The organism is Limisphaera ngatamarikiensis, from assembly GCF_011044775.1.
Taxonomy (GTDB): domain Bacteria; phylum Verrucomicrobiota; class Verrucomicrobiia; order Limisphaerales; family Limisphaeraceae; genus Limisphaera; species Limisphaera ngatamarikiensis.
The window spans coordinates 17556-38313 of sequence record NZ_JAAKYA010000048.1; the positions used below are offsets into that span (position 1 = coordinate 17556).

A 20758-nucleotide genomic window follows, 5' to 3' on the forward strand; every position below is an offset into this window, starting at 1 on the left:
GCTCCCAATCGTCACGGGCGGGGAGCACTGCCGTGAAGAGGCTCAGGCATGGGAACCTTCCAACCGCACCTGCGGAGGCGTGTCAGAGCGTGGCAGGCGGCCGGGAAAAGGGCTCGGGACGGAAACGGCTCGATCCAACCCGGATCCGAACGCCGCTCTGGCCGGGCGAGCGACAGGGCCCCGACCACTTGATCGCCTGCGCTGGATTCCCCGGCCCAGGCTTGGCGGGGACAAGCGGCCACCCGCGGGTCCTCGACCCCGACCGGGCCGGTCAAAGTACTCCAACAGTGGGCCACGTAACAGAGATGCCCCTCCGCCCGGATGACGTTCACCAGAAGGCGATGGACGCAGAACCCAATCGCCCCGCAACGGTTTTCCGCATCGGCATTGCATCGGAAAACGCCGGGGCAGAAAGGTTGGGAATGCCCGAGGGACCGGCCCATGTTGAAGGCCATGGAGGCACGCAGGGTTGGACTGCCTGAAAAGGGTCGGCGGGAGGCGGGGGCTCCCCTGCCCGGTTCCTCCCCCGCCGACACCTTTGCACCTGCTGAATCCGCGCTGTGGGACGGGCGCCACCCGCCCTCGGCTGTGCAGGTGTCCGGCTCACCAGTACTCGACAGGTCCCGATGGGACGGGGATTGCCTCCGCGTCCGCCCCCGCGGTTTCTTGAAAGGACACCGTCAGCGGCGGCGGTTGATAGCGGGGCAGGAGGTTGCCCTGGTCGTCCAGGAACTGTTGCCGCCAGCGGCAGTAGGCCTCCAGAATCTCTTCGAACTCCTCGCGCTTCCGCAAATGAACGATGCGCCGGTTGAACTCATGGTTGGGCCCGAACCGCCGCGCATACCAGGGCCCAATTTTGCGGAACATCTTGCAGGCTGTTTCCTCTCCAAACACCTCCACCAGCAGATCCAGATGCCGCCGCATCACCCGCACCCGTTCCTCAAACGAGGGCTCGGGTGGCACCTCGGGAAGGGTGGACGGATCCGCCCCGACCAGTTCCAATTGCTTCCGACGGATGTACGCCCACGTGCGCCGGAAGATCCACGGATCATAAAAGGCGCCGCGCCCGATGCTGACACCCGCGCAACCGGTCTGCTGCAGCATCACCCAGGCCGCCTCCGGTGTGGTGACGTCCCCGTTGCCGATCACGGGAATGGTCCGTACCGACTCCACCACTTTCCGAATCCCCTCAAGACTCACCCGGCCGGAAAACCCCTGCTCGCGTGTCCGTCCGTGCACGAACACGGCCGCCACCCCCACGTCCTCCAACGCCCGGGCCAGCTCCGGTGCGGTGATGTTTTGAGCATCCCAGCCAAGGCGCATCTTGGCCGTCACGGGGATGCGCACGGCGTTCACCACGGCCCGCGCCACCGCCACTGCATGGTCAATATCCCTCATCATGGCGCTGCCGGCGCCCACGCGGCACACTTTGCGCACGGGACAGCCCATGTTAATGTCGATGCACGACACCCCCAGCGCCTCCACCTTCCGGGCCGCCGCGGCCATCTCATCCGGGTTTGCCCCGAACAACTGGACGGCCAACGGGCGGTCTTCCGGCCGTGTCTCCACCAGCTTGAGCGCCTTGGGCCGGTTTTCGAGCAACGACCGCGCGTTCACCAGGTCGGTCGTCGCCAATCCCAACCCGCCGATCTCCCGCAAAACCAGTCGGAAAGGCAGGTTGGTATACCCTGCCAGGGGCGACAGACAAAGGTTGGTAGCCAGTTCCAGCGAACCAATCCGCACAAGCCCAACATGCTTCACGGGCCGGTTTGGCTCAAGTCGGCCGGAGGGCCTGCACTCCGGGCGGCCGCCGACCGGCTGCGGTGAATTCACAGAAGGTTGGCCGCAAGCTCCGCCAGCTCGGACCGCTCACCCTTCTGCAGTTCAATGTGGGCGGCGATGGGTTGCTCGCGAAAACGGCTCACGATGTAGTTGAACCCGTTGGACGAAGAGTCCACGTAGGGGTTGTCAATCTGATACGGGTCACCCGTGAAAACGATCTTCGTGCCCGGCCCCACCCGCGTCACAATGGTTTTCACCTCCAGGGGGGTCAGGTTCTGTGCCTCGTCAATGATCATGAACTGGTTGGCAATGCTGCGGCCGCGAATGTAGCTGAGGGCCTCGACCACGATGCTGCCCGACCGCAGCAGGTCCGTGCTGCGCCGCTGGTCCTGGCCCATGTTCAAGTCACTCAGCAGCTCCAGCGCATCGTGGATCGGCTGCATCCAAGGCGCCAGTTTCTCCTCCAACGTACCCGGCAAAAACCCCAGTTCACGTCCCATGGAAACCGTGGGTCGCGCCACGACCACCCGTCGGAACTCCCGGTCCAACACCGTCCGTTTCAACCCGGCCGCCATGGCCAGGAGCGTCTTGCCCGTGCCGGCCTTGCCCATCAGCGTCACCAGCTTGATCCGATCATCCAGCAGCGCATCAAAGGCGAAATGCTGCTCCCGATTCCGTGGTTTGATGCCCCAGACCCCCTCGCGCGTGTCCAGGATCGGGATCAGACGGCTGCCGTTGACGTCCACCCGCGCCAGGGCCGTGCGCTTCGGGTTGGTCTCGTCGATGAGTGTGCAATACTCGTTCGGATACACGGGCTGCCCTTTCGGCACCTCCAACTCGCCGTTGGCCCGAAACCGTGCGATCTCCTGCGGGCTCACCGTGAATTCGATCATTCCCGTGTACAGGTCGGTGATGTACACGCGGTCGCTCTCGTAATCCTCCGCCTCCAGACCGTACGCGTCGGCCTTGACCCGCAGGTTGATGTCCTTCGAGACGAGAATGGTCGGTTGCCGCGGGTTTTCCTTCTTCAACTGCAGGCACAACGCCAGAATCCGGTCGTCCACGGACATCTCGGTGGCCCGGCCGTTCCTGCCGTTGCGGAGAGGTCGGCGCGGGCAGATCACGCGCAACCGGCCGCCATTGGGCAGGGGGACCCCTTCGCTCAGCCGACCCTGGGCGCGCAACCCGTCCAACAGCCGGGATACCGTGCGGGCGTTCTGGCCCAATTCACTGGGCTCGCGTTTGAACCGGTCAATCTCCTCGATCACCTCGATGGGGATGACCACCTGGTTCTCCTGAAATTGCAAGAGCGAGTGCGGATCGTGCAGCAGGACGTTGGTGTCCAGAACGTACGTCTTCACGGTTGCAACGTGGCCAATCGAACCTGTTCCATCCGGCCGTACCAGTCCCGCAAACGCCGACACCGCGCCGGCCACCGGTTCCGGCCCGTGTAAAGATAATTCGCCAGCATCCCCCACAAATCAAAATCCACAAACCGCGGCCGCTCATCCAGCAGCCAGGGACGCCGTTCCAGCATCTGCTCGAACGGCATCAGCCGCTCCACCAGCCGGCGTTCCCATTCCCGACGCTCCCGCCGCCATTGTTCCAGGCATCCCCGGCCAAACCGACGTTCCTTGAACCGGAGAAAGTCCAGCTGCTCAGCCTCCGGCACGAACTCCCGCCAGTGGATGTCGTTCAACCGGAATGTGCATCCCTCCACCTCGCTCTCGATGTAGCGCCACAGGATCGATTGCAGCCCCTCCCACGCCCGGGGGAACAGGCCCAGGTCCAATTTCAAATCCAGGTACTTCGCCAGCACTTGGGACTCCTCCGACACCTCGAACAGCACCGCCCTTCCGTCGCGAATCACGGGCACCTGGTAATACCGGCCGCGCGTCAGGCGCCACACCAGGGACCGGTCATTGCTCGGGATGTTCACCACCCGGAACGGCACCCCGGCAAACTCAAGAATCCGCCGTTGCACCAGGCAAAACGGACTCCACGGAATCTGAATCAGCTCGATCATGACCTTGCGCAATTGCGGCCGCAATCGCGCCCCACTCTAGACCCGACACCCCCGTCCCACAAGACCGCCGCGTCCGGAGAAGGCGTCGGCCCACCGGCCGCTTTTTCAGTTGCACCGTGCCGAGCCGCTCCCCTAGGGTATCCACCGCCGTGCCCGTCCAGGACGCGGCCTGCAAAGCGGCATGCTGCGTGAAGCCTGACGAATCATGAGCGCCACGAAACCTTTGCCACCGGAAACTGTGAACGAACTGGTCCAGGGCCTGAACCGCCTGGCCTACAACCTGTGGTGGACCTGGGACCAGGGGGCACAGGACGTCTTTGCCCAACTGTCACCCCGCGGCTGGCAAAATCTCTTCCATAATGCGGTCGCCATCCTCCGCGAAGTTTCGGATTACGAACTCCGCGTCCGCTTGCAGGATCCGGATTTCGCCGCCCAGGTCCGCCAGGTCCTGGAGGCTTTCGACGCCTACATGAAACCGGCCAGCACCTGGGCGGGTAAGCACGCACCCGAATTCGCCCGCAGGCCGGTGGCCTATTTCTGCGCCGAATTTGGCCTGCATGAGTGTTTGCCCATCGCTGCCGGCGGTCTCGGCGTCCTGGCGGGCGACCACCTCAAGTCGGCCAGCGACCTCGGACTGGGGCTGGTCGGCGTCAGCCTCTTCTATCGCGAAGGCTATTTCCAGCAGGCCATCGACGCCAACAACTGGCAAACCGAGTACTACTCCCTGCTGAATCCGCGCCACCTGCCAATCGAACCGGTGCTCGATCCCAAGGGCGAGCCGATCACCGTCACCGTCCGCATCGCCATGTCCCTGGCACGCGTGCGGGCCTGGCGCGTCAACGTCGGACGGGTCACCCTTTACCTCCTGGACACGGACCTCCCCGAGAACGAAGCCTTCATCAGCGACCTGACCCGGCGCGTGTACGGGGGCGACAGTTCCGTGCGCATCATGCAGGAAATCCTGCTGGGCGTGGGCGGCGTGCGCATGCTGCGCGCCCTCGGCATCGTCCCCTCCGTCTTCCACATGAACGAGGGGCATTCCGCCTTCCTGACCCTGGAACTGCTGCGCGAAAAGCTGGCGGCCGGTCGGACCTTCGAACAAGCCATTCAGGAAACCCGCCAGGAATGCGTGTTCACCACCCACACGCCGGTCGAGGCCGGTCACGACCGTTTCTCCAGGGATCTCCTATGCTATGCGGGGCACCTCTTCCTGGAGGAGCTGCGCCTGGACCCTGACAAACTCATGGCCCTGGGCCGCGTCCACCCGGACAACCCCAACGAACCGTTCTGCATGACCGTCCTGGCCCTCAAGATGTCCCGCGCCGCCAACGCCGTCAGCGAACTCCACGGCCGCGTCACCCGCCACATGTGGCACGCGCTCTATCCGGACGTGCCCGTGGACAAGGTCCCCATCGGCCACATCACCAACGGCGTCCATCTCATGGGCTGGATGAAAGGCACGCTGCGCAGCTACTGGCGGCGCAAACTGGCCGAACATCATCACCACTGGGACGCCTATATCAACTCACCCGAATTCTGGAACCGCATCCTGGATCCCTCGTTCATCTCGGATGAGGAACTCTGGGCCCTCCGGTACAAGCTCCGGCGCGAACTGATCGAGTTCACCCGCCGCCGGCTCCTCCTCCAACAACACCACGTCACCCAGAGCGATTTCATCACCTTCGATCACCTGCTCAACCCGGACGCCCTCACCATCGGCTTCGCCCGCCGGTTCGCCACCTACAAACGCGCTCCGCTGATCTTCCAGCGGTTCGACGACATCGTCCGCCTGGCCAGGGACAAGGCCCGTCCGGTCCAGTTCATCTTCGCCGGCAAGGCCCATCCCCGCGACGACGAGGGTAAACGCTTCATCCAGCACATCATCCACCTCAGCAAATACAGCGAACTGAAGGGGCACCTGGTCTTCATCGAGAATTACGACATCCACGTCGCCCGCCAGATGGTCTCCGGCTGCGACGTGTGGCTCAACACCCCGCGTCGTCCCCTGGAAGCCAGCGGCACCAGCGGCATGAAAGCCCTCTGCCACGGTTGCCTCAACCTGAGCATCATGGACGGTTGGTGGCGCGAAGCCTACGACGGCACCAACGGCTTCGCCATCGGCCCGGATGCCCACCCCGATTCCGTCGAAGAACAGGACCGCGTGGACGCGGAAAACCTCTACCGCGTGCTCTCCGAAGAGGTCATCCCCCTGTTCTACCAGCGCGACGCCCAGGGCATCCCGCGCCAGTGGATCCAGCGCATCCGGCGTTCCATGGCCACCGTGCCCCGGTTCACCACCGATCGCATGGTCAAGGAATACGTCGAACGCTATTACCGCCAGGCCCCGCAGGCCGGTTCCAAACCCTCCTCCAAAGCCGGCACCTGACCCGCGCTCACTCCAGGCGCAACACGCGGAAAAACCGGGGTCCACCGCCCCCGCCGACCGCAATCGTCCAATACCCGGGACGCACGGCCACCCCTTCCGTCACAAGCAACCACTCCCCCAGATCCACTGAACTTTCAACCCGATACCGAACCCCCTGCGCCATCCACCAGCTTAACCGCCACGTGCCACTCGTGTCCCGTGCCAACACTGACCGCGGAATCGCACCCGGATTCGCAAATCCGGCCCACACCGGCAGATGATCCGACGCCGTCCGTGAATCCTCCGGCTGCACCGCACCCGCACCAGCCACATCGGACCGAAACACCCCGCTCTCCACCAGGTTGGTCACCAACCAGCCGCCCACCAGCAGATAGTCAAAACGGTAACGCAACACCGAATCCCGGATCGACCACGTCCGCTCATCCCGGGTGACCGGATTGACCGGCGTCAACACCGTCAGCCCCGGCGGAGATCCCGCCAGAATTCGGACCGCGCCCTGCTCGCCCGCCCGTGGACGCGCCAGATCCTCGTTGCAGTCCCCCGCCAACATCATGGCACGCCCCCGGGACCGTGCCGGCCACGTCGTCGCAAAAAAGTTCGAAATGGCCAGCGCCTCCGCCGCCCTCCGAGCCGCACTGTCCGCATCCCCACCCGCCTTCAGATGCACCACGAACAAATGCATCGGCTCGGCACAGCCCGGCACCCAGATCTCCGCCTCCAACAGCTCCCGGGTGAACACGCCCTCATACCCCCACGGCGACAAGGACGCCCGCCGCAACCATGAGCGCACCCCACCCACGGGCAACCGCGACGCCACCGCCAACCGAAGCGCCCCATCCGTGCGCGTCCCCACCGCCACTGTCGCACCCGGCCACCACGACCTCACCCAGTTGGTCATCTCCGATTCCCTCCCCTCCGGCACCTCTTCAAACCCCACCACCACCGGATCCAACGCCCGCAACACACGCGCCGCAGCCATCAGTTGCGGATGTTCCACACCCCAGTTCGTCACCCCAAAGCCGCTCAGGTTCCACGTCACCGCCCGAACCCTCTCCAACACCGGTTGACCCACCACCCGCACATGGTCCACCCACAATCCGCCCGCCGGATCATACGCAGACCGATCGCCCGCCGCTACGTAAGCCGCCGCCCCTCGACCCCGGGCCGAAGCCTCAAACTCGCTCACAATCCGGATCCCCAGTGACTCCGCCCCCTCAGCCCATGCCGGCAAATCCACCCTGACACACCAAACCCACAAACCAGACCTCAACTCCAACACCGACCCGTCCGTCCATGACCCGGTGCCGGCGCGGAACTGAACCCGCCAATACCGACTGGCACCCTCCTCCGCCCGCACATCCAGCAACAGCGCCACAGGACGCCACCCAAATGGATTCAACTCCAGTTCCAACCCGTGCTGTTTGTTCCCGGTCCCCTGAGCCGGTCCGTTCCTTATCACAAGCGCACTGTTATCCGCCACGGCAGGATCCGAAGACCCCGCACCGGACCCGAAATCACCGGTCATCCCACCCACCAGACGCACCACGCCCCAACCCGAGACCGGTTCCCACCGTCCGGTGGTGGCCCTCCCATCCGGAGGCTCACTGTTGAAACTCCACACCGCCAGGTAAGGCCATACCTCCCCGGCCCAGCCTGTCCAGCCATACGCCCCCAGGACCGCCAGGGCCAGCCGCAGCCAGCACACCCCGGTCCATCCACCGTACCACGAGCCTTTTCTTCGCCCATCCATGCCCGATTCTCGCCCACCCAGCCGCCCAACGCCAACCACAAGTCGGTCCCACACCCCACGATCACCACCGGCTCCCGTGCGTGACCGCTGGCCCGCGCCCCTGCCCCACCTTCGCCCTCGTGCCACCGGGACATCGCCAGCCTTTTCCCGCCCCGCAATTCCCTTGAAACAGGCCTTTCCGCTGCTGCCCTCTCTCCACAGGCCCATTGACATCTTGCGGTCCTCTGGTAGAGTCGCGCTCAATTCTTGCGGAGGTGTCCGGACGCAAGCAAAACTTGATCATCGAACACGAACCGTTGGGATCGTTTTATGGCCAAAGCACCGAAATACGTATACCTGTTCGGAAACGGCAAAGCCGATGGAGACGGCTCCATGAAAGCCCTGCTCGGCGGCAAAGGCGCCAACCTTGCCGAAATGGCGCGCATTGGGTTGCCCGTGCCACCCGGCTTCACCATTACCACCGAGGTCTGCACCTACTACTACGCCCACAAGAAAACCTATCCGAAGGACCTGGAGCCCCAGGTCAAGGCCGGCATGGCCCACATCGAGAAGATCATGGGCACCAAGTTCGGCGACACCAGGGCGTTGCCCCTGCTGGTGAGCGTCCGGTCCGGCGCGCGCGACTCCATGCCCGGCATGATGGACACCATCCTCAACCTGGGCCTCAATGACCAGACCGTCGAGGCGCTCGCCCGCGCCACCAACAACGAACGCTTCGCCTGGGACTGTTACCGCCGGTTCGTCCAGATGTACGGCGACGTCGTCATGGGCGTCCAGAAACGTTCCGGCGATGATCACGAGCCCTTCGAGCAGGTCATCCATCAGCTCAAAAAAGAACGCTACGGCCAGGATATCGACGACACCAAACTGACCGTGGATGACCTGAAAGAGCTGGTCAACCGGTTCAAAGCCCTGATCAAGGAGCGGACCGGTGGCAAGGAGTTCCCCCAGGACCCGTGGAAACAACTCTGGGGCGCCATCGGCGCCGTGTTCGGTTCCTGGATGAACGACCGCGCCATCGTCTACCGCCGCAAATACAACATCCCGCACGACTGGGGCACCGCCGTCAACGTCCAAGCCATGGTGTACGGCAACACCGGAGAACGTTCCGGATCCGGCGTGGCCTTTACCCGCAACCCGGCCAACGGGGAGAAAGAATTCTACGGCGAGTTCCTCATCAACGCCCAGGGCGAGGACGTCGTGGCCGGTATCCGCACGCCGTTGCCCGTGGTGGAGCTCAAGAAGGTGCTGCCCGAGGCGTACAAGGAGCTCGAGCGCATCCGCAACATCCTGGAGAAACACTTCAAGGATGTGCAGGACTTCGAATTCACCATCCAGGACGGCAAGGTCTTCATGCTGCAAACCCGCAACGGCAAGCGTACCGCCCTGGCCGCCCTCAAGTTCTCCATCGACATGGTGAAGGAGAAACTGATCGACTGGAAAACGGCCATCCTGCGCAACCCGGCCGACCAGTTCGATCAACTCCTGGCCCCGGTGTTCGATGCAAAGGCGGAAAAGGCCGCCGAGGTCATCGCCACGGGCCTGCCCGCCGGGCCGGGCGCTGCCTCCGGCCGAATCTACCTGAGCTGGGAACGCGCCGTGGCCGCAGCTCAGAAGGGCGAAAAAGTCCTGTTGGTCCGCAATGAGACCACCCCCGAAGACCTGCGCGGCATGATCGCCGCCGAGGGCATCCTCACCGCCAAGGGCGGCGTCAGCTCGCACGCGGCCCTGGTGGCCCGTCAAATGGGCAAGGTCTGCGTCTGCGGTGCCGGGGCCCTGCAACTCGATTACGAGGCCCGCACCCTGACGGTCAACGGCCGGGTCTTCAAGGAGGGCGACTGGCTCTCCATCAACGGCACCCTCGGCAACGTCTACGCCGGGCAAATCCCCACGGCACCCTCGGAAATCGTGCAGGTGCTCATCCAGAAGACCCTCGATCCCAAGGCCAGCAAAACCTACCAGATGTTCAAGACCCTCATGGACTGGTGCAGCAAGGTCACCCGCCTGGAGGTCCGCACCAATGCCGATACACCGGAGCAGACCGAGAACGCGCTGGCCTTCGGTGCCACCGGCATTGGTCTCTGCCGTACCGAACACATGTTCTTCGAGGGCAACCGCATTGATGCCATGCGGGAAATGATCCTCGCCGAGACCGTCGAGGAGCGGAAAAAGGCCCTGGCCAAGCTGCTGCCCTACCAGAAGCAGGACTTCATCGGCATCTTCAAGGCCCTGCGCGGTTATCCGGCCACCATCCGGTTCCTGGATCCGCCCCTGCACGAGTTCCTCCCCCACGAGGAAGCCGCCCAGGAGGACCTGGCTGCCAAAATGGGCGTGCCGGTGGAGAAGATCCGCCAGCGGGTCAAGGAACTCCACGAGTTCAACCCCATGCTCGGCTTCCGCGGTTGCCGGCTCGGCATCGTGTATCCGGAAATCTCCGAGATGCAGGCCCGCGCCGTCTTCGAGGCCGCTGCCGAGGTCCAGAAACAGGGCATCAAGGTCCGCCCCGAAATCATGATCCCGTTGGTCGGGTTCAAGAAGGAACTCGATCTGCAAGTGGAGGTCGTCCATCGCGTGGCCGCGGAGGTCATGAAAGAAACCGGCGTGAAGATCCAGTACCTCGTCGGCACCATGATCGAGGTGCCGCGCGGCGCCCTGACCGCCGACGAGATCGCGCAGACGGCCCAGTTCTTCAGCTTCGGCACAAACGACCTCACCCAGACCTGCCTGGGCATGAGCCGCGACGACTCGGCCACGTTCCTGCCCACCTACACGGAACTGGAAATCGTCAAACGCAATCCGTTTGCCACGATCGACCAGACCGGCGTGGGCCAGCTCATGCAGATCGCCGTCGAAAAGGGCCGCAAGACCCGGCCCGACATCAAGCTCGGCATCTGCGGTGAGCACGGCGGCGATCCCGATTCGGTCAAGTTCTGCCACCGTATCGGCCTCACCTACGTGAGCTGTTCGCCGTTCCGCGTGCCGGTGGCGCGGCTGGCCGCCGCCCAGGCTGCCCTGGAGGAAGAGCGGGCCGCCAAAGCCGCCGCCAAGGACAAGGCCACGGCCAAATCCAGGAAGTAGGTCAGACTTCGGATCGACTTGATCCGGCCGGTTGCGGGCCCTCCCGCAACCGGCTCTTTTTTGCCTGCAACCGCCACCGACAGGAGCCGGTGGCTTCTCACCAAGGGCACCCCTCCAGCTCAACCAAACCGGTATTCGAAGGGCAACCCGCTCCCCCGGGCATATGGGCTTGCGCCCGGGCCCGGCCCGGCTTGCGCCATCGCCGGTCTTCGGCGCGTCCCGCAGGCGCCGAAGACGGTAAGTCGCCCGGGCCAGCGCACAAGCCACCGGCACCCCGACCACGGGCGTCAACGTCGACCAAGGGGCTGGCCGCAACTTCAACTTCCGGCCCACGGCGCACGGCCGGTTCCGAGGGGCATCAGCCGGCGTTTGCCGAAGCATAAGGCGGCATTCACACTGCCAAACCTCGCTTGGCATGACCGGGACCACGCAACCGAACCCGCAAGGCGCACAAACGCATCAGCAAACGGCCCGGAGGGCAAAGGCCCGGGACGGGCAGCCCGCCCCTCCCCGGTCGCAGGGCACAAAGCCGGAAAGCCGGGGCGCGTAGCACCCGACTCTGAAACACCATGATCCCACGTTCGTACCGTCCCCTCGGATTCCAGACGACGACCGCACCGCATCCATCCGCAAAAAGACGCCCAACCGTGTGCGCCGCAGCAGGCTCCCGTGTCCCTCACCTGCTCAGCAGGCCACCTGTCACAGGCAATAAGAAATCCAAGGACCTCATCAAACCCTCGTTGCCAGGGTCATGGCCAGGGCACTCCCCGCGGCTCCGAAACAACCTGGGGAGGCTGGACCCGGTTCAGGCTTAAGCCTCCTGGCCGGATCCGAGCCGGCACCACCGGGTGCCGATCATGAACCTGCGGGCCGGTCCTGCAGAGCATGCTTTGGAAGTGACTTTGGACTCCGGCTGCGGCAAGGTGCCGGACTCGTGAAAACCAAACGTCCATCGCATGCGCCCATTTCTCGCAGTGGCCGGTTTGTCAGCGGGCCCAGCGAGGCCGTGGCCCGGTTCACCGAGTCGGTCAGCTTCGACCGTCGCCTGTGGGCCCAGGACATTCAGGGTTCCCTGGCCCATGCGGCCATGCTGCACAAGGTGGGCCTGTTGACGCGTGCCGAATACCGGGACATCCGGGCGGGTCTGGAGGCCATTGCCGGGGAGATCCGCTCCGGACACTTCGTCTGGAAACCGGAACTGGAAGACGTGCACATGAACATCGAGGCGGAGCTCACCCGCCGCATACCCGCCGGCGCCAAACTCCACACCGGCCGCTCCCGCAACGACCAGGTGGCCGTGGACCTTCGGCTCTGGGTACGGGACGAAATCGACGGCCTGCTCGAAGACATCCGCACCCTCATGCGCGCCCTGGTCCGGTTGGCCGGGCGCTCCACCGAAATCTGGATTCCCGGATACACCCACCTCCAGCGGGCCCAGCCGGTCTCCGCCGCCCATCACCTGCTGGCCTACGTGGAGATGCTGGAGCGGGATCGGAGCCGGTTCCGCGACTGCCGCCGGCGCCTCAACGAATGCCCGCTGGGCTCGGGTGCGCTGGCCGGATCCACGCTGCCGCTGGACCGGGCCTTTGTCGCCCGCCAACTCGGCTTCGTGGACGAGCGCGGACGCCCCAGAGTGACCCGCAATTCGATGGACGCGGTGAGCGATCGCGATTTCGTGGTGGAATTCTGCGCCCACGCCGCCCTGCTGGCCGTTCATCTCTCCCGGCTGGCCGAGGACCTGATCCTGTGGAACAGCGCCGAGTTCGGTTTCATCCGCATCGGCGACGCGTTCACCACCGGTTCCTCGCTCATGCCGCAGAAGAAAAATCCCGATGTCGCCGAGCTGGTGCGCGGCAAGGCAGGACGCGTGATCGGCAACCTCACCGCCCTGCTGGTCCTGCTCAAGGGCCTGCCCCTGACCTACAATCGCGACCTCCAGGAGGACAAAGAACGGCTGTTCGACACCGCCGACACCGTTCGCGCCTGCACGCGTGTCCTTGCCCAAATGCTGGACGAGGTCGAGTTCCAACCCGACCGCTGCGCCGCGGCGGTGGCCGATCCCAACCTGCTGGCAACCGACCTCGTGGATGCCCTGGTTCGCCGTGGCGTACCCTTCCGCCAGGCCCATCACCTCGTCGGCGCCGCAGTCGCACGCGCCGAACAGCTGGGTTGTCCACTCCCGCAACTGCCCCGGGAGGAATGGAAACGAATCTGGCCGGAATTCGACCCTTCCCTGCTCGAGGTTTTTGACCTGGCCAGGGCCATGGAACGACGCACCCTGCCCGGATCGCCCGGCCCCGGCCAGGTCAACCGCGAACTGAAACTATGGCAACGGCGGTTGGCATGACGAGCCCCAGCACCCCGGAGGGCCCGGACAAAAACCCGCAACCATGGAAGCGCCCCTGCGCCCCCGCAGCCGGGCCAACCACACACACCTCTGCAACACCTCGGCCCGCGCTCCATCAAACCAGCGGTCGCCCCCTGCACTCCCGCAAATGACACCCGCCCACTGGCAACTGCTCCGCGCCACGTCGCGGTCCTTTTACCTGAGCCTGCGGGTGCTGCCCCGACCGGTGCGGGAACCCATCGGGCTGGCGTATCTGCTCGCTCGGACCACCGACACGGTGGCCGACGCGGAACAGCTCCCCGTGAACGATCGCCTCCAACTGCTGGATCGCATGCGGCGCCAGATTGCCGGTCTGGCCGACCCCGGTCCCCTCCCGTTGCCCCGGCCGGCCAACCCCGACGCAGCCCGGCCCGAGGAGAAGCTCCTGCTTCATTGGCCGGCAAGCCTGGCAGCACTGGGACTGTTGCCCCCGGAAGACCAAAACGAGGTCCGAACCGTGCTGCATCACATCCTGAACGGACAGACCTGGGACCTGGCCCGATTCGGCACGCCCGGCCGCAGCCCCCTCGGGCCCATCGCCGTGACCACAGCAGAGGAACTGGATCACTACACCTACTGCGTGGCGGGTAGCGTGGGCGAGTTTTGGAGCCGGGTCTGCCGGAGGCATCTGTTCCCCCGGGAACCCTTGAGGGAACCGGAGTGGCTGGCGCAGGCCGTTCAGTTCGGCAAAGGCTTGCAGCTGGTCAACGTGCTCCGCGATTGTGCGGCCGACCTTCGGCAGGGTCGCTGCTACCTGCCCGCCGTGGAACTCCAAGCCCTGGGACTGCAGCCCCCGGATTTGCTGGATCCCCAATCCTGGCCGCGGGTGAAGCCCTGTTATGAGCACTGGCGGCAGCGTGCCATGGCCTTCCTCGAGGCCGGTTGGGCCTACACCCTGGCCATTCCCGCCCATCAAAAGCGCCTCCGGCTCGCCTGTGCCTGGCCGTTGCTCCTCGGGGTGCGCACCCTTCAGGAACTGGGTCGGGTCAACCCTCTGGACCCCGCACAGCGCGTCAAGATTCCGCGGCGCGAGGTCCGCCGCTGGATATGGCGAAGCCTGGCGGGTTCTGTCCTGCCCCGGGTTTGGGCACGTTTGTTCCACCGGGCCCTCCACACCTCGTAAACCCGTCCCGCCAACCCCAAATAGGTGGATCCCGCGAAAAGATCCGCCGGCCCGTCAAAAAATGCGCGCTTTTTGACAAGGTCGGTGTAGGAGAGGGCTTACGCACGACATAAGTTGGCCGTGTTAATCGTGCGCACAGACTCCGACAAAACCCAGCGTATGACCGACACGGCCGGATCCGGTCGAGCCCCGGAGTCGCGCTCCATTCCGCCGGGAGCCGAGACCGCTTTTGGCGCGCCGCGGGATTTCCTGGATAACCGGTTCGTCTACGTCGTCATCTCGCCGCGTGCCCGGGGATTGTCCGTCGGGATCAACATGAATCCCGACAAACTGTGCAACTTCGACTGCCTGTACTGCGAGGTTAACCGCCACATTCCGCCGCGGGAGACCCGTCTTGACGTCGAGGTTATGGCCGCCGAACTGCACCGGACGCTCGACCTGGTCCGCAGCGGGGCCTTGAAGGACCGGGCAAACTATCGCGGGGTGCCGGCCGAGCTGTTGCAACTTCGGCACGTGGCCCTCAGCGGCGATGGTGAACCCACGCTTTGCCCCAACTTCGCCGAGGCGGTGGAAAAGGTCGTGCACGTGCGCGCCCTGCGGGAGTTCTTCAAGCTGGTTCTCATCACCAACGCCACCGAACTGGATCGCGCCGAGGTCCAGGCCGGTCTGCGCCACTTCACCCGCAGCGACGAGATCTGGGCCAAATTGGATGGTGGCACCCAGGCGTACCTCAACCGGGTCAGCGGGGTGAACGTGCCCCTCGAAAAAATCCTGCACAACATTCTCACGCTCGGCCGGCAGCGCCCCGTCATCATCCAAAGCCTGTTCCCCTCCATCCGGGGTGAGGAACCGCCCGAGGAGGAAATCCTGGCCTACGCCCAACGGCTGAAGGAACTCAGGGAGGCCGGAGCACAAATCGAATTGGTCCAGATCTACTCGGCTACCCGACCGTCGCCCAAGTCAGACTACGGCCATCTACCCCTGCGTTCCCTCTCGCGTATCGCCCAGACCGTGCGGTTGGTGGCCGGCGTCAAGGCCGAGGTCTTCTGATCGACACGGGCCGGCGCGGTCTGCCACCGCGGCTGCCGTCCTGCCGCCCGTACACAGGGCCCTGCCGGTAGCGGCCCGGGGCAGGTCCGCACCTGGAGCCCGCGCCGCGCACGGGAAAGGGACGACCGGGTGCAGTTTTCAGGGCTGGCCTCCGGAGGCGGTTCACAGGCATGCTCGATCCCGCTGGCAATGGACCAAAGGCTCTCTGTCTGGCAAAGCGCAGGAAACCCCGCCGGGGCAGATCACGGCGGCGACCGCGCACCCGCAGTACTCGAACCGGCCAACTCCGGTTCAAGCCCGAACCGATCGGAGGCACAAGCCGAAGCCTCCAAGCCCTCCAAACCGGGGCCGGTGCCCCCGGTTTTACCGACCGCAGCGCCATCACGATGCGGACGGTCGTGGTGGCCGGCACTGGTCCTGGTGCTCGGGGTGGGATTGGCGGTCATCTGGCACTTCGATCCTGCGCGTCATGGGTTCTATCCCCGGTGCACCTTCCACGAGCTGACCGGTTGGCAGTGCCCGGGTTGCGGCGGACTGCGATCGGTTCACGCGCTGCTGCACGGTCGTTGGGCCGAGTCCTGGCATTACAATCCCATTCCCTTGCTGACTCTGCCGCTGATGGCCGGCGCCGCGCTCGTCGCCTGGTGGCGCAGAAAGGGCGGATCGGAATTCCGGTGGGACATCACTCCCGCTCTGGTCTGGACCGCGTTACTGGCGTTGGTGGCGTTCGGCGTGTTGCGAAACCTACGATGACGGGTGCGACGAGTCGGCAGCCCAACCCTCAGCGGAGGCCTCGCCGGAGGCGGACGCGGATCGAATCCAGGAAAGGATCCGGGCTGCCGCGGGGCGCGGGGCGGTACCCAGGACATTGTGATCCGCCCAGGGAATGATCTCGGCACCGCGAAATCCGGGGCAGTGCCGTCGGAGCCAGGCACGCACGTGCCACCACGGGACGATCGGATCCAATCCGCCGGCCAACAGAAAGACCGGCAGCCGGGTTCGTTGCGCCAACGCCCGGTAATCCGTCCGCGCCACCAACTCCAATCGCGTCTGAATCGCCCGCCGATTCTCCGGCGTCCGACGCGCCACAAACTCGGCCACGGTGTTCCGCGTCTCCGGTGCATGGCGGTGTCGCCACTGAGCATAACGGACGTACAGCCCCAGCATCCGGCGATGACACCAGGGTGGGATCCGACTCAGGGCACCGGCCAGGAATCGCGCCCGTCGAGGCCAGGGATGCCGAACAAAACCACCCGCCAGCACCAAACCCTCCACCGGAAAGCCCGGATCCGGAGCCAACTCCTGTCGCGCTGCCCGCACACACAGCTGCTCCAGTACAGCCCATGCGACCAGCGAACCGAACGACTCGGCCAGGAGCCAGAAACGCTGCAGATCAAGGGCCTCGACCGCCTCCAAAACCGCACGACCGTAATCCGGCACATCCCAATGGGTCGCGTCCGGATAGACCAGCTCCACGAACTGCGCCGGAGGAGACACGGCGCGACGGAAACTGGTGACCAGGGTCCAGTCGCCATGGATGCCCGGCAGATACAGCAAGGTGGGCGCCCCTTCGGGCTGATGGCGGCGCACGGTCAACCCTGCGATGTGTAAAACGGTCATGGCCTCTGAAGGGCAGGGTTCCCTGCCCTCCCGGGCCCTGACAAGCCGGGGATGCGGGGCGCTGCGCCCGACAACCGCCAATTACAGGAACTCGCGGGGATCGGTGATCCGTCCGGTCAGCGCGCTGGCCGCCACCGTGGCCGGGCTGGCCAGGTAGACCTCGGACTCCTTATCCCCCATCCGCCCGGGGAAATTGCGGTTGGTGGCGCTGATGCATTTGATGCCGGGCCGGTTGATCCGTCCGAATGTGTCCACCGGACCGCCGAGGCAGGCGGCGCAACTGGCGTTTTCAGTCATTTGCACCCCGGCATTGACCAGCACATCCCAGATGCTTTCGCAGCCCCAAAAGGTGGTCTGCAGCTCGCGCACCACCTCGGGCGTGGCCGGCACGCCGAAGGTGTCAATGACCACCTTGCGTCCCCGCAAAATTCGGGCTGCTTCGACAAAATCGCTGGCCTTGCCCCCGGTACAGGAACCAATGTAAGCGCGGTCGAGCCGGATATGGCCGAGTTCCTTCGCCTTTTTGCGCCGGCCGGGATCGGGATGACAGGCCACCAGAGGCTCCAACCGGGAAAGATCCACCACCAGCTCGTAGATGAACTTCTGGTCCTTGTCCGGCTCCACCGGCTCGTACGTTCGCTTGGTGTTGTTGAGCCGGGTCCGGGCCTCCACGTATTCGGCCGTGCGCGCGTCGAAGGGAAAAATCCCGTTCTTGGCGCCGGCCTCGATCGCCATGTTCGCGATCGTCATGCGATCGTCCATGGACAGGTGGGCCACACCCGGACCGTCAAACTGCATGGCCCGGTAGGTGGCGCCGTCAAAACCAATCTCGCCAATGATGTGAAGAATCACATCCTTGGCCATCACACCCGGTTGGAGCCTGCCCTCCAGGTAGAAATGCATCGTCGGCGGCACCTTCAACAACAGACGGCCGGTGCCCATCACGAAACCGGCGTCGGTGTTGCCAATGCCGGTGGCAAACTCGTTGAAGGCACCCGCCATGCACGTGTGCGAGTCCGTCCCAAACAGGACCTCCCCGGGCCGCGTGTGCCCCTTTTCCGGCAGCGCCGTATGGCAAACGCCGGCATACCGCAGCCCGTACTGCCGGCGCAGCATCCCCTTGACCGGGTCAAACCGCCACACCCCGTTCGGATCGTCAATCACGTCATAGAAATATTCGATCCCCTGCTCCTTCACGAACTCGCGCAGGATGTCCACGTTGCGGTTCGACTTCGAATCGGCGGTGAAAATGTAGTGGTCCGGGATGATCACAATCGCTTTCGGATCCCACACCCGCGCGTTCGGCCCGAACTCCCGCTTGAACACGCCAATGGTGCCCGGGCCGCAAACATCGTGGGTCATCAGAATGTCCGCCTTGACCCAGATGTTCTCGCCCGCTTCCACCCGTGCCCTGCCAGCGGCACGCGCCAACACTTTTTCCGTCAGCGTCATAGTTCTACAAAAATAGCCGGCCCCCTGCGCCCCCGCAACGACCGCGCCGGGGCATCCGCCCAAAAGATGCCCGCACCCCGACCGCAAACCTGAAACATAGGGCTGCCGCTGGAGGACGCCCGCGGTCCGGCGCGCAACTCCACCCGTCGAACCAACGCGTGCGTTCCAACACCGTACCCCCGTGACGACCCCACGACTTGCGGGACAACCCGCACACAGTTCAACAACGGCCCGAACGTCCAACCGCTACCCCCAGGCACTTCCCCCGGACGCGCCCCATGAAACGGACGGCAACGTGACGAAGATCGGCACCGCAAAAAATGGCCGTAAACTCGAGGGCGGAATGAAAAGTGGCGGGAGCGACGGGTCTCGAACCCGCAACCTCTGCCGTGACAGGGCAGCGCTCTAACCAATTGAGCTACGCCCCCGCAACTCGGACACCGCCAACCTAGAGGAACCCACCCGACCTCGTCAAGGCCATGGGATCGTTCCCCGCCGCGGCCCTCGCAAAAAACCGGTTCGGGCGGCAGACGCCAAGGAGGTGGGGGTGGGGAACCCCGCTGAAGAAACGTGCTGCCACCCGAACACTGCCCATTGTACGAAAACAGCCCGCCCTGTCAATCCCCCAACGCCGCAACCTGCGGAGCTCCCCCACAGCAGCCCCTCCCACAACCACAATCACAACAACCAAAGATCCAAAAACCGAAGCCCCATCGACCCCCAGCACCCCGGCCCAAGCAATCCGACAGCATGTCACAAATCTCGCCCCCACCACACCGACCCTTCCCCGGGCAGCCTTGGCGCAAACCGGGCAAAACCCCACCGGCCAGGGCACCCGTCAGCCGCGCAGTGCCCGACCCAACGGCCCCATGCACGCCTTCCCCGCTGCAAAGCCTCTGGCAGGATTGCCTTTGTGAGCGGCGCAGCGGTTCATTATCCTGCCGCTGGCCATGGCAAGGGAAACGGTCTCGGAACAACTGATCCGGCCCTTGGTGCGTACCCTGCAGCCGTACGTGCCGGGGGAACAACCGCGTGTGAAGGGGTTGATCAAGCTCAACACCAACGAAAACCCCTACCCGCCATCCCCGCGCGTCCTGGAAGCCGTGCGTGCCGCCGTGGATGGCCGGCTCCGACTCTACCCCGACCCCACAGCGGAACGGTTGCGGGACAAGTTGGCCCGGCTGCACGGGTGCGACCCGGACCAGATCCTCGTGGGCAACGGAGCCGACGAAGTGTTGCGTCTGGCCGTGCACACATTCGTGGAACCCCTGGCAGCCCAGCGGGGACCGTTGAGCCGGCGCTACCTCGTCCCACCGGCCCCCGCCACGGTCCAGAGCTTCGTCCCCAGTTACTCGTTGTATCCCGTCCTGGCCGCACAACACGGAGCCGCCTTCAACCCGGTGCCCCTGCAGATGGAGTTTGCACTCCCGGAGGCCGGCCAGCTGAAACACCTGAAACAATGGCAACCCCAGGCCGCCTTGACGATCATCACCACGCCCAACGCCCCCAGCGGCCGCGGTTACGCCACACGCGACATCGAGAACATTTGCGCCCGGACCCGGGGGGTGCTGCTCCTGGATGAAACCTACGCGGATTTCGCACCAGAAAACGCCCTCGCGTTGGCGTTGAAACACCCGCACGTGATCGTCTGCCGCAGTTTTTCCAAGGCGTATTCGCTCTGTTTCCTCCGCATCGGATACGCCGTCGGGCCCAAGCCTCTCATCCAGGCCATGCACAAGCTGCGGGACAGTTACAACGTCAACGGCCTGGCACAGGTGGCGGCCGAGGCCACACTGGATGACCTGGCTTATTACCGCGAGAATTTCCGAAAAATCATCGAGACGCGCGAGTGGACCACACGCCAGTTGCAGCAACTCGGCTTCCTGGTCCTGCCCAGCCAGACGAACTTCATCCTGACACGCCCCCCGGGACCACCGGCCGGCGATTGGTACGCGCAGTTCCGTCAAAACAACATCCTGGTCCGCTGGTTCGATACCCCCGAACTCTCCCCCTACCTGCGCATCACCATCGGTACACCGAAGGACATGGAAACGTTGGTGCGGGTGGCGAAACGGTTGCTTCGCTGAAGCATTTGGCTCACTTCT

The 20758-nt window shown here is 64.8% G+C and carries 13 protein-coding genes and 1 tRNA gene; 7 read left to right on the forward strand and 7 right to left on the reverse strand.

Going from position 1 to position 20758, the window contains the following annotated elements:
* Positions 1 to 603: 603 nt before the first annotated feature.
* The 3 genes from dusB to G4L39_RS07015 all read right to left on the reverse strand — a co-directional run bounded on the left by dusB (position 604) and on the right by G4L39_RS07015 (position 3808).
* Positions 604 to 1743, reverse strand: coding sequence for a tRNA dihydrouridine synthase DusB (gene dusB / locus G4L39_RS07005; RefSeq protein WP_343203314.1), 1140 nt, complete (start codon positions 1741 to 1743; stop codon positions 604 to 606).
* Between the two features lie 86 nt (positions 1744 to 1829).
* Positions 1830 to 3143, reverse strand: coding sequence for a PhoH family protein (locus G4L39_RS07010; protein WP_165106993.1), 1314 nt, complete (start codon positions 3141 to 3143; stop codon positions 1830 to 1832).
* Positions 3140 to 3808 carry a glutathione S-transferase N-terminal domain-containing protein gene (locus tag G4L39_RS07015; protein WP_165106995.1) on the reverse strand — a complete coding sequence of 223 codons (669 nt, stop codon included), beginning with the start codon at positions 3806 to 3808 and terminating at the stop codon, positions 3140 to 3142. Before G4L39_RS07015 ends, G4L39_RS07010 begins: the two co-directional genes overlap by 4 nt.
* A gap of 205 nt (positions 3809 to 4013) precedes the next feature.
* On the opposite strand from G4L39_RS07015, the gene glgP reads away from it, so the two are divergent.
* On the forward strand, positions 4014 to 6194 hold the full coding sequence (gene glgP, locus G4L39_RS07020) for an alpha-glucan family phosphorylase (protein WP_165106996.1): 2181 nt from the start codon (positions 4014 to 4016) through the stop codon (positions 6192 to 6194).
* Between the two features lie 7 nt (positions 6195 to 6201).
* Here glgP and G4L39_RS07025 read toward each other — a convergent pair whose 3' ends face one another.
* A complete protein-coding gene (locus tag G4L39_RS07025) occupies positions 6202 to 7944 on the reverse strand; it encodes an endonuclease/exonuclease/phosphatase family protein (protein ID WP_165106998.1) in 1743 nt (580 codons plus the stop codon).
* 309 nt (positions 7945 to 8253) lie between these two features.
* Here G4L39_RS07025 and ppdK point away from each other — a divergent pair, with 309 nt between their 5' ends.
* The 5 genes from ppdK (at position 8254) to G4L39_RS15780 (ending at position 16334) form a co-directional block, all read left to right on the forward strand.
* Complete coding sequence (gene ppdK, locus G4L39_RS07030) at positions 8254 to 11022, forward strand: pyruvate, phosphate dikinase (RefSeq protein ID WP_165107000.1); 2769 nt, start codon at positions 8254 to 8256, stop codon at positions 11020 to 11022.
* 934 nt (positions 11023 to 11956) lie between these two features.
* Positions 11957 to 13369, forward strand: a complete 1413-nt coding sequence (gene argH / locus G4L39_RS07035) for an argininosuccinate lyase (protein ID WP_343203315.1) — start codon at positions 11957 to 11959, stop codon at positions 13367 to 13369.
* Between the two features lie 43 nt (positions 13370 to 13412).
* Positions 13413 to 14531, forward strand: coding sequence for a phytoene/squalene synthase family protein (locus tag G4L39_RS07040; RefSeq protein WP_165107003.1), 1119 nt, complete (start codon positions 13413 to 13415; stop codon positions 14529 to 14531).
* Between the two features lie 159 nt (positions 14532 to 14690).
* Positions 14691 to 15581, forward strand: a complete 891-nt coding sequence (locus G4L39_RS07045; RefSeq protein WP_165107004.1) for a radical SAM protein — start codon at positions 14691 to 14693, stop codon at positions 15579 to 15581.
* A gap of 420 nt (positions 15582 to 16001) precedes the next feature.
* On the forward strand, positions 16002 to 16334 hold the full coding sequence (locus G4L39_RS15780) for a DUF2752 domain-containing protein (RefSeq protein ID WP_205880845.1): 333 nt from the start codon (positions 16002 to 16004) through the stop codon (positions 16332 to 16334).
* Here G4L39_RS15780 and G4L39_RS07055 read toward each other — a convergent pair.
* The 3 genes from G4L39_RS07055 to G4L39_RS07065 all read right to left on the reverse strand — a co-directional run bounded on the left by G4L39_RS07055 (position 16326) and on the right by G4L39_RS07065 (position 19081).
* Complete coding sequence (locus G4L39_RS07055) at positions 16326 to 17201, reverse strand: alpha/beta fold hydrolase (protein WP_165107007.1); 876 nt, start codon at positions 17199 to 17201, stop codon at positions 16326 to 16328. The two genes, G4L39_RS15780 and G4L39_RS07055, sit on opposite strands and share 9 nt — an antisense overlap.
* An 81-nt stretch (positions 17202 to 17282) precedes the next feature.
* The gene (locus tag G4L39_RS07060; protein WP_165107009.1) at positions 17283 to 18653 is read right to left on the reverse strand and encodes a 3-isopropylmalate dehydratase large subunit; all 1371 of its coding nucleotides are present in this window, start codon (positions 18651 to 18653) and stop codon (positions 17283 to 17285) included.
* A 351-nt stretch (positions 18654 to 19004) separates the two neighbouring features.
* Positions 19005 to 19081 (reverse strand) — tRNA-Asp (locus tag G4L39_RS07065).
* Between the two features lie 522 nt (positions 19082 to 19603).
* On the opposite strand from G4L39_RS07065, the gene hisC reads away from it, so the two are divergent.
* Positions 19604 to 20740: a histidinol-phosphate transaminase gene (gene hisC / locus G4L39_RS07070; RefSeq protein ID WP_165107010.1), complete on the forward strand. Its 1137-nt coding sequence runs from the start codon at positions 19604 to 19606 to the stop codon at positions 20738 to 20740.
* Positions 20741 to 20758 lie beyond the last annotated feature (18 nt).

Excerpts from the sequence above, each read along its gene's own strand:
- G4L39_RS07015 (WP_165106995.1), bottom strand. The coding sequence starts at position 3,808 with ATGATCGAGCTGATTCAGATTCCGTGGAGTCCGTTTTGCCTGGTGCAA.
- glgP (WP_165106996.1), top strand. The coding sequence starts at position 4,014 with ATGAGCGCCACGAAACCTTTGCCACCGGAAACTGTGAACGAACTGGTC.
- G4L39_RS07025 (WP_165106998.1), bottom strand. The coding sequence starts at position 7,944 with ATGGATGGGCGAAGAAAAGGCTCGTGGTACGGTGGATGGACCGGGGTG.
- ppdK (WP_165107000.1), top strand. The coding sequence starts at position 8,254 with ATGGCCAAAGCACCGAAATACGTATACCTGTTCGGAAACGGCAAAGCC.
- G4L39_RS07040 (WP_165107003.1), top strand. The coding sequence starts at position 13,413 with ATGGAAGCGCCCCTGCGCCCCCGCAGCCGGGCCAACCACACACACCTC.
- G4L39_RS07045 (WP_165107004.1), top strand. The coding sequence starts at position 14,691 with ATGACCGACACGGCCGGATCCGGTCGAGCCCCGGAGTCGCGCTCCATT.
- G4L39_RS07055 (WP_165107007.1), bottom strand. The coding sequence starts at position 17,201 with ATGACCGTTTTACACATCGCAGGGTTGACCGTGCGCCGCCATCAGCCC.
- G4L39_RS07060 (WP_165107009.1), bottom strand. The coding sequence starts at position 18,653 with ATGACGCTGACGGAAAAAGTGTTGGCGCGTGCCGCTGGCAGGGCACGG.
- hisC (WP_165107010.1), top strand. The coding sequence starts at position 19,604 with ATGGCAAGGGAAACGGTCTCGGAACAACTGATCCGGCCCTTGGTGCGT.